The organism is Streptomyces anandii JCM 4720, assembly GCF_014650655.1.
In the GTDB taxonomy this organism is placed as follows: Bacteria; Actinomycetota; Actinomycetes; order Streptomycetales; family Streptomycetaceae; genus Streptomyces; species Streptomyces anandii.
Genome location: NZ_BMVJ01000003.1, coordinates 251,891 through 261,327, shown reverse-complemented (window position 1 = coordinate 261,327; position 9,437 = coordinate 251,891). Strand labels below are relative to the sequence as shown.

The window sequence follows — 9,437 nt, the reverse complement described above, 5'->3', positions numbered from 1 at the left end:
GGGCGCCCCAGGCCGGGATGACGGCGAAGTGCACGGCGGAGGCGATGAGCACGGCATTGAGTGCGGTCTGCTTGGAGACGCCGGCGGAGGTGGTGGCGTAGACGAGGATGAAGGCGGTGATGACGTAGTAGCTGATGTTCTCCGCCATGCGGGCGCCCATCGCGATCAGCACGTCGCGCCAGTGGTGCCGCAGCACGGCCACGAGCGGCAGCTTCTCGGCCTCGGACCCGGCGGCCGTGGCCTTGCGGGCCTCGGCCCGCTCCAGCGCCTGCTGGAACACCGGCGATTCATCGACAGAGAGACGAATCCACAAACCGACGATCACCAGTACCCCGGACAACAGGAACGGGATCCGCCAGCCCCAGCTGCCGAAGGCCTGGTCGGACAGTACGGCGGTCAGCAGCGAGAGCACACCCGTGGCGAGCAACTGCCCCGCCGGCGCCCCGGTCTGCGGCCATGAGGCCCAGAACCCGCGCCGCCGCGCGTCCCCGTGCTCCGACACCAGCAGTACGGCCCCGCCCCACTCGCCGCCGAGTGCGAAGCCCTGGATCAGACGCAACGTGGTGAGCAGCACCGGAGCGGCGGCTCCGACGCTCGCGTGGGTGGGCAGCAGGCCGATCGCGAAGGTCGCCCCGCCCATCATCAGCAGGCTCAGCACCAGCAGCTTCTTGCGCCCGATCCGGTCGCCGTAGTGACCGAACACGAGCGCGCCCAGCGGCCGGGCCGCGAACCCGACCGCGTACGTCAGGAACGACAGCAGCGTCCCCACCAGCGGATCGGCGTCCGGGAAGAACAGCTTGTTGAACACGAGCGCGGCGGCCGAGCCGTACAGGAAGAAGTCGTACCACTCGATGGTGGTGCCGATGAGGCTGGCGGCGACGATGCGGGGGAGGTTCGCCGGTTCGGGCGGAGCGGATGCTGCGGAGGCCATGTGCGCCACTTCCTCGTGTGCGGTGGGGACGGGTACGTGTCGGCACACCGTAGAAACGCACAGGTCGGGCGGACATGTGGTGGGACTACATAGTTCTGGCGTGAGGTGTGCGCGCGGGCGCTATGCCAAAGGGCCGGGGAGCCGGGAAAGTGCCGGGCGCCGTGTGGTGCGTGATTCTGTAGGGGTGTCGGGTCGCCGAGCCGGTCGGATCGTCCCGGCGGCCTACGCCGACTCGGGCCGCCGGGCGGTGCGCGTGACCCTCGGCGCCGCGGCCGGCTTCTACCTCTTCCGCTACGGCCTGGACCGCCCGGTCGCAGCGACCTACGCCCTGTTCGCCGCCGTGGCGCTGGGCGGGCTCTGCCGCATCCCCGGCACCGGACGGCAGCACGCCGCGCTGGTACTGCGCCTGCTCCCGGTGTGCTGGCTGCTGGTGGTCGTGGGCACCTTCCTGTCGGTGCGGACCTGGAGCGCGGTCGCCGGCATGTTCGTGGTCGGTTTCGCGCTGACCTTCTCGGCCGTGGGCGGCCCGCGTCCGGCGGGGGCGGCACCGGGCCTGCAACTGCTCTACATCCTCCCGTCCTTCCCTCCCTACGACCCCGGCTCGCTCGGTGACCGGCTGACCGGCACGACCACCGGGCTGCTCCTGCTCGCCCTCGCCGAGGCGCTGATCCTGCCCGAGCGGCCCCCGCCGGCCTACCGGGAGCGCGCCGCCCACGCGGCGCGGACCGCGGCGCACTGCGCGACGCTGCTCGTCGCGCCCCCGTACGGCCTCACCGGCGCGGACATGAGGGCCGCGCGGGAGACGGGGCGTAGCCTGCGCTCCCTGCTCGTGCCGGAGGCGGAGCGCCCGGCGGGACCGGGCCTGCGCGACCGCGCGCTCGCCCACACCGGTCTGGCCATCCGCACCCTGCTCAGCCGTCTGACCACACTCCCCGCCGCGCCGGACGGCGCTCCGGGGCCCGCCGCGGCCGCCGTACTGCGCTCGGTCGCGCGACTGGCCACCGCGACCGCGACCCGGCTCACGGCGGGGGCGGACGGGCCGCCCACCACCGCGGCCCGGGACGATCTGAGCACGGCACGCGCCCACCTGTCCGCCATCTCCCTCGGCCCGCCCACCGACATGACAGAAGCCTTCGGCCCGGACGCCCCCGGCGGCTCACCGCCGGACCGTCCGCCTTCCGGGCTTTCGCCTGCCGCGCTGCGGCGGGACGCCGCCGTGCTGGAGGTCGCCGACGCCGCGCTCGCCATGGGTGCCGCGGCCGACCTGGCGATCGCGGGCCGGGGGGCCTCGGCCACGGCGCCGCCGGGCCGCTTCTGGTACTCGGGGAAACGGGCCCCCGTCCTCTGGTGGCACCGGGCGTGCGGCCACGCCGGGCGCCGGTCGGTGTTCTTCCAGAACGCGGTACGCGTGGCCCTGGCCCTGACGGCGGCCCGGCTCGTGGCCGGGGTGGGCACGCTGCCGCACGGCTTCTGGGCCATGCTGGCCACCCTCACACTCACCCGGACCACCATGGACGAGACCTGGCGGACCATCCGCCTGGCGCTGGCGGGCACCCTGGTCGGCGCGCTGGTCACCGCGGGCATGCTGAGCGCGGTCGGCACGCACACCGAGGTCTACGCCGCCGTACTGCCCCTGTCGATGCTGTTCGCCTTCACCGTGGGACCCGTCAAGGGAGTCGGCTGGGCGCAGGGGCTGTTCACCCTGGTCGTGGCCCTCGTCTTCGCTCAACTTGCGCCCGCCACCTGGCGGCTGGCGGAGGAGCGGCTGCTCGACGTGCTGGTCGGCAGCGCGGTGGGTGCGGTGTTCGGCCTGCTGGCCTGGCCGCGCGGGGCGCACGACGAACTGCGCCGGGCCTGCGCCGAACTCCTGCGCAGGGCGGCCGAGATCGTGGTGGCGACCGGCGCCGCGGTGGCGGAGGGCGGGGCGACGGCCGCGCCGCCGGGCGTGCCGGGCCACCGGTCGCTGCGCAACGCCGTCATCCTCGCGGAGTCCGCGTACACGCAGTTCCAGAGCGAGCCCGCCCCCTTCGGCGGCCGGACGCGCGGACGGGTGCTGTCCGCGGTCGACTGGCAGGCGACCCTCATGGCAGGCCACCACACCCTGTGGGGAGCGGACCGGCTGCTCGAACCGCCGCTCACCGTACTGGGCCCGGAGGCGGCTGAGTCGGTGAGCGGACTCGGGGACCGGGTGGCCGGGCGGATGCTGCTGGTCTCGGCGGAACTCGATCCCGGCAGCGACACCCCGACCGCGCCGATGACGCTGCTCGACCCGCACCTCGCCGGATTCGCGGCGGAGCCGCCCGGCGCACCCCGGCTGTACTACGCGACCGAGTCCTGGCTCGCCTCGCTGATGACCGATCTGAGCCGCATCGCCCGCGACGCCCCGGAGCACGACGACGAGCACCGCACAGCGTCCTCCGCCCGCTGAAGCGGAACGGGCCGTCCGCCGCGGCCGTGACGGGTCGCGCCGCCGCCGCGCACGCGCCGGTCAGTGATGCCGCCGGCGGGCGGGCATGCTCCTGCGCGTGCGCAGCCGGGGCTTCGGCTGCTGCCGCCGGCGCCGCTTCGCCGCACCTTGCTCCTCGGAAGGTCGCTCCGCGCGGCCTTCTCCGCCTCCGAGGCCTCCTTGCGGTCTCCCCGCTCGCCCCACCGCCGTGGCCGAGGGCGGGGAGGACCATGACACCGCCCGCGGCGGCACCGGGAACGGCCGCGACGGCGAGGCGCCGCCCGCATACAGAGCACCGACCGGGCCGGATTCCAGGACCTGGTGACCAGGACCGCCTGCCGGAGCGGGTTCCGGGGACTGCATGGGCTGACGTCGGTGGTCGGCCGAGAAGGTTGTTTCACATTACATCTAAGTGCATAATGCAGTTATGCATAAGCCGGTCGTGGACTCCGAGGGCGCCGCCGCCTCGGCGGAGGAACTGATCATCGCCGTCGAGGAACTGGTCCGGCACGTGCGCCGCAGCGCCACGGCCGGCGGGCTGAGCACCGCGGCCTCCTCGGCGCTGGCCCGGCTGGGCCGGGAGGGTCCGTACCGGCTGACCGAACTGGCCCGCACCGAGGGCGTCTCCCAGCCGAACATGACCCAACTCGTGACCCGGCTGGAGCGCGGCGGCCTGGTGCGGCGCGCCGCCGACGCGAGCGACGGCCGGGGTGTCGTGGTGCGGGCCACCGACCTGGGCCTGGAGGTCTTCCGGCAGCGGCGCGCCGAACGCGCCGAGGCCCTCAGCCGGCTCGTCGAGGAACTGCCCGCGGTCGAACAGCGCGCGGTGCGCGTGGCGCTGCCCGCGCTGGCCCGCGTCATCAGGGACCACCAGGCCCACCCGTGAACCCCGGTCCGCCCCGGCCCCCCTCCGCGCCCCCTCCCGTCCCCGCCCCCGCCCTTCTCCCTGTCCCCGTCCCCGCCCCCGCCCCCGCCCTTCTCCCTGTCCCCGTCCCTCCTCTCGCCCCCGTCTCCCAACTCCCCGGAAGAGAAGCGCACATGAGTGCACCGCACGGAAAGGCTGCCAGTCCCTTCAAGCAGCCGAAGGCCGTCTGGGCCGTCGCGTTCGCCTGTGTCATCTCGTTCATGGGCATCGGCCTGGTCGACCCGATCCTGCCCGCCCTCGCCGAGAGCCTGCACGCCTCGCCCAGTCAGGTCTCCCTGCTCTTCAGCAGCTACCTGATCGTCACCGCGGTGGCCATGCTGATCGTGGGCTGGTTCTCCAGCCGCTTCGGCGCCAAGCGCACCCTCGTCATAGGCCTGGCGGTCATCGTCGTCTTCGCCGCCCTGGCCGGCTGCTCGGGCTCCATCAACGGCATCGTCGGCTTCCGGGCCGGGTGGGGACTGGGCAACGCCCTGTTCATCGCCACCTCCCTGGCCGTCATCGTCGCCTCCGCCAGCGGTGGCTTCGGCGGCGCGATCATCCTCTACGAGGCCGCGCTGGGCCTCGGCATCGCGGTCGGCCCGCTGCTCGGCGGCGAGTTGGGCGCCATCAGCTGGCGAGGCCCCTTCTTCGGCGTCGCCGTCCTCATGGCCATCGCGCTCGTCGCCACACTGGCCTTCGTGCCGGAGCTGCCCAAGCCCGCACGCCGTACCTCACCCGTCGCCCCGCTCAAGGCGCTGCGCCACCGCGGCCTGCTGACCATGGGCATCATGGCCCTGCTCTACAACTGGGGCTTCTTCACCATGCTCGGCTACGCACCGTACCCGATGAAACTGAGCGCCCATCAGCTGGGTCTGGTCTTCACCGGGTGGGGGCTGCTCGTGGCGGCCTTCAGCGTCTTCTTCGCGCCGCGTCTGCAGGCCCGCTTCGGCACCGCGCCCGTGCTGTACGCCAACCTCCTCGGCCTCGGCGTCGTCATGGCCGTCATAGCCGCCGGGGTCGCCACCCCCACCGTGGTGATCGTCGCGGTCATCGTCAGCGGCGCGTTCATCGGCATCAACAACACCCTGACCACCCAGGCGGTCATGCTCGTCTCCCCGGTCGAGCGTCCCGTCGCGTCCTCCGCCTACGGCTTCCTGCGCTTCATCGGCGGCGGCCTGGCCCCCTACGTCGCCGGCAAGCTCGCCGACGCCACCGATCTGAGCGTGCCCTTCTACCTCGGCGCGGCCACCTTCGTCCTCGCCATCCCCGTGCTGGCCAGCGGCCACCGGCTGCCGCGGCAGGCGGAGTCGCGCACCGGCGAGGGCGAACCCGTCGCACCGACGCTCACCCGCGTCGGCGACGCGCCGGGCGGCACCACGCCCCCGGTCGTCGTCGCGGTCGGCGACCACGACCGGGCCGCCGTGATCGTCGACACCGCGGCGCGTCTCGCCCGCGACACCGGCAGCCCTCTGGAGGTCGTGCACGTCCAGCACATCGCCGTCGTCGAGGAACAGGCCGTCGACGCCGAGGACCTCGGCCACGCCCGCGCGACCGTGACCGCCCATCTGGACCGGCTCGCCGCCCGGGGCGTCGCCGCGACCGGGCAGATCCTCACCAGCGTCGGCGACCACGCCGCGGCCGGCCGCGCCCTGGCCCGGCACGCCGCCGAACTGGGCGCTCGCACCGTGGCGGTGGGCCGCTCGCCGCGCGGCCCGCTGGCCCAGTTCGCCGACGGCAGCTTCACCACCGCCCTCACGCACGCCGCCACCTGCACGGTCGTCCTGGTCGACCCCGACAGCGACCCCCGGCCCCTGGACGCGGCCACCCTGACGGCGCTGCGCGGCGCGGCCGGCTGAGCCGCGCCGCCGCCGCGCCGTTCCCGCGCCCTAGGACTTGCGGCGGCGGCCGGGTGCGCGGGACATCCGGTCGGCGCCCCGGGAGCCGGCGGTCACCTCCTCCGACTCCGAGTCGGCGGTGGAGCCGCCGGGCCCGGCGTCAGGGCCGTCGTCCCCGTCCTCGCCGAGGTCGAGGATGCCGTCGCCGTACAGGTCCTCCAGCCAGGTGGTCTGGTAGATCGTGTCGAGGTAGCGCTCGCCGAGGTCCGGCGCGACGGCCACCGCGGTCAGGCCCGGCCGTTCATGGCGGGCCAGCCACTCCATGGCGCCGCTGACCACCGTGCCGGTGGAGCCGCCGAACAGGAAGCCGCGCCTGGCCAGCCGGTGACAGGCGCGGATGGTGTCCGCCTCCTCGACGCGGATCACCTCGTCCACGTACGACTCGTCGAGCAGTGGCGGGCGCATGCTCATGCCGAGGCCGGGGATCATGCGCCGGCCCGGCTTGCCGCCGAAGGCGACCGAGCCGACGGTGTCCACCGCCACGATCCGCACCGGCCGGTGCCACTCGCGGAAGTAGCGCGCGCAGCCCATCAGGGTGCCCGTGGTGCCCGCCCCCACGAACAGCACGTCCAGGCGCGGGAACTGGGAGGCGATCTCCGGTGCGGTCTTGCGGTAGTGCGCCCCCCAGTTGCCCGGGTTGGTGTACTGGCTGAGCCAGACGTACCGCTCGTCGGAGTCGCACAGCGCGCGGACGTAGTCGATGCGCGCGCCCAGGAACCCGCCGTTGGCGTCCAGGTCGGCGATGACGTGCACCTCGCTGCCCAGCGCCTCCATCAGCAGCCTGGTCGACAGGTTGCAGCGGGAGTCGGTCACGCACAGGAACCGGTAGCCCTTGCTGGCGGCGATCATGCTGAGCGCCACGCCCAGGTTGCCCGAGGACGACTCGATGAGGACGGAGTCGGGAGTCAGGAGGCCGTCGCGCTCCGCGGTCTCCACCATCTCGATCGCGGCCTTCAGCTTGATCGAGCCGGCGAAATTGAAGCCCTCGCACTTCAGGTAGAGCGAGCGCCCGAAGATCGGCCGAAGGTCGACGTAGAGCTGGCCTTCGTTGAAGGCGTGGGGAGTGGAGATGACGGGCACGCTGGCCTCCTGATGCCTGGGCCGGGGGGAAGGGACGGTCAGCCGTACCGGCGCAGCTCGTGGAAGAAGTCGTCGATGACGCGCAGATCACCGGCCCGGGCCACCGCGTCGTACACGTACTTGCCGACGGCCAGGTCGAGGACGCCGAGGCCGAACGGCGAGAAGACCACGGTGCGGTCGGCCGGCGGATCCACCCGGCCCGTCAGCACGTCGTCGAGCGTGCCGTCGAGGAAGTCCCGGCCGCCGGTGAGCCGTTCGGCGAGGTGCGGGGAGGTGTCCGCCTTCAGGCAGTGCTCGACGTCGTCGACGAAGTTGGCCGAGGCGAGCAGGATCTCGGGCGCGAGGTCGCGCAGCGAGACGTGCAGCACCACCGGCGCGTGGTCGAACAGCGCCGGGTCGCTCACGTGCGGCCGGCCCGCGACGGTCGCGAAGACGACCAGGTCGCTGGAGCGGATCAGCTCCTCGGGGCTGTCGTGGACGGTGATCCCGCCGCCGCCCCGTCCGTGCGCGCCGCTCCGTCCGTCCGCGCCGCCCTGTCCGTCCGCGCCGGACTGGCGCAGGTAGCCGCAGAAGCCGGCCGCGCTGTCCGCCGAGACGTCGTACACGCCGACCTCGTCGAAGCTCCAGCCGGTGCCCGTGAGGAAGGTGTGGATGTAGCGGGCGATCAGGCCGGTGCCGAAGAAGCCGACCCGGGTGGGGCGTTGCCGGGTCCGGGTGAGCCGGTCCGCGGCCAGCGCGGCCGACGCCGCCGTCCTGGTGGCGCTGATGATGGAGCTCTCCAGACAGGCCAACGGGTAGCCGGTGTCGCGGTCGTTGAGCACCAGCACCGCCGACGCCCGGGGCAGCCCGGCCGCCACGTTGTCGGGGAAGCTGGAGATCCACTTCAGCCCGTCCACCCCCACCGAACCGCCGACCGACGCCGGCAGCGCGATGATCCGGGAGGAGGGCCGGTCCGGGAAGCGCAGGAAGTACGACGGCGGATTGACCGTCTGCCCGGCGCCGTGCAGCCGGTAGGTGGCCTCGACGAGTTCGGTGATCTCCTGCTCGCGCCCCTGCAGCGCCTTCTGCACCTGGGCGCCGGGGATGACGGCGAAGCCGGGCACCGGGGCGGCGCCGCGGGCGGCCGGGCCGCTGGCGGTGGACGTCACGGGGTTCATCGGCGGCCTCCCTTCGAGGAGCCGGCCGCCGGGCCCGGCGCGGCAGGCCGCTGCGGGTCGGCCATCGCGACCACCACCTGGCGCTCGCCGGTGAAGGCCTCGCGGCTGTGCGCGGTGCGGATGTTGTCGACGAGCATCAGGTCGCCCTTCTGCCAGGGTTCGCGCCGGGTGTGCCGGTCGTATGTCGCGTTGAGCAGCTCCACGACGTCCTCGCCGATCGGAGTGCCGTCGCCGTAGCGGGTGTTGAACGGCAGCCCGTCCTCGCCGTACTCGTCGACCAGGTACTCGCGCACCTCTGGCGCCAGCGTCCACTGGTTGAGGAAGGCGATCTGGTTGAACCAGCAGCGGCGGCCGGTGACCGGGTGGTTCACCACCGCAGCGCGGCGCTGGCGGGTGCGCAGCGAGCCGTCCGGCTGCCAGGCGAAGTCGATGGAGTGGGCGCGGCAGTAGTTCTCGACGGTCTCGCGGTCGTCGGTGCCGAACGACTCCTCCAGGGAGGCCCCGATCTCGTCGTTGTAGCTGCGGGTGAGCAGCCAGCCCTCGCGTTCGAAGCGCTCGGTCAGTTCGCGGGGCAGCGCCCGCAGCACCTCCTCGCCGTCGGCCACGGCGGTCGCCCCGCCCTCGGCGGGCGCGGTCAGGCACGCGAAGAGCATGAGGCCGGGAACCTCCAGCGCGTAACTGAGCTCGTGGTGCATGCACATGGGCTGGTTGGCCGGCCACGCGGTGGAGGAGTACAGCTTGGGGCCGTGCAGGTCGCGGGGTGCGAACGCCTCCCGCTCGGTCATGAGCGTCCCGGCCAGCCGGGAGAAGACCGCACCGGCCTGGTCCGCGTCCCGCAGTCCGAGCCCGCGTACGAGAACCGCGCCGTGCTCGGTGACCTGGGCGCGCAGCGCCTCCCGGTTCCCGGCGGCCCATCCGGCGGCATCGACCGGGGCCTCGACGCGCAGGATCGCGGGCCGGTCCGGCCGTGGCTCCACCTCCAGCAGTGACGCCGGGGACGAGAACGACATCTCGGTTTCCTTTC

7 protein-coding genes are annotated in these 9,437 nt (G+C 73.5%); 3 read left to right on the top strand and 4 right to left on the bottom strand.

Annotated features, from left to right (window positions below; translation table 11 throughout):
- Positions 1–931: MFS transporter (locus tag IE249_RS07110; RefSeq protein ID WP_229857734.1), on the bottom strand; the 931-nt coding region annotated here is incomplete at its 3' end.
- Positions 932–1,115: 184 nt separating this feature from the next.
- Here IE249_RS07110 and IE249_RS07105 point away from each other — a divergent pair.
- The 3 genes from IE249_RS07105 to IE249_RS07095 all read left to right on the top strand — a co-directional run bounded on the left by IE249_RS07105 (position 1,116) and on the right by IE249_RS07095 (position 6,137).
- Positions 1,116–3,359 carry an FUSC family protein gene (locus IE249_RS07105; protein WP_229857733.1) on the top strand — a complete coding sequence of 748 codons (2,244 nt, stop codon included), beginning with the start codon at positions 1,116–1,118 and terminating at the stop codon, positions 3,357–3,359.
- Positions 3,360–3,804: 445 nt separating this feature from the next.
- A complete protein-coding gene (locus IE249_RS07100) occupies positions 3,805–4,263 on the top strand; it encodes a MarR family winged helix-turn-helix transcriptional regulator (RefSeq protein ID WP_189703908.1) in 459 nt (152 codons plus the stop codon).
- Between the two features lie 152 nt (positions 4,264–4,415).
- Positions 4,416–6,137 (top strand): MFS transporter, encoded by a 1,722-nt coding sequence (locus tag IE249_RS07095; protein WP_189703907.1) that lies wholly within the window; start codon positions 4,416–4,418, stop codon positions 6,135–6,137.
- Between the two features lie 30 nt (positions 6,138–6,167).
- On the opposite strand, the gene sbnA is transcribed toward IE249_RS07095, so the two are convergent.
- From sbnA to IE249_RS07080, 3 genes are read right to left on the bottom strand one after another with little or no spacing between them, the layout of a single operon-like run.
- Positions 6,168–7,256, bottom strand: coding sequence for a 2,3-diaminopropionate biosynthesis protein SbnA (gene sbnA / locus IE249_RS07090; RefSeq protein WP_189703906.1), 1,089 nt, complete (start codon positions 7,254–7,256; stop codon positions 6,168–6,170).
- A gap of 38 nt (positions 7,257–7,294) precedes the next feature.
- Positions 7,295–8,413, bottom strand: coding sequence for a 2,3-diaminopropionate biosynthesis protein SbnB (gene sbnB / locus IE249_RS07085; protein ID WP_189703905.1), 1,119 nt, complete (start codon positions 8,411–8,413; stop codon positions 7,295–7,297).
- The gene (locus IE249_RS07080) at positions 8,410–9,423 is read right to left on the bottom strand and encodes a TauD/TfdA family dioxygenase (RefSeq protein WP_189703904.1); all 1,014 of its coding nucleotides are present in this window, start codon (positions 9,421–9,423) and stop codon (positions 8,410–8,412) included. Before IE249_RS07080 ends, sbnB begins: the two co-directional genes overlap by 4 nt.
- Positions 9,424–9,437 lie beyond the last annotated feature (14 nt).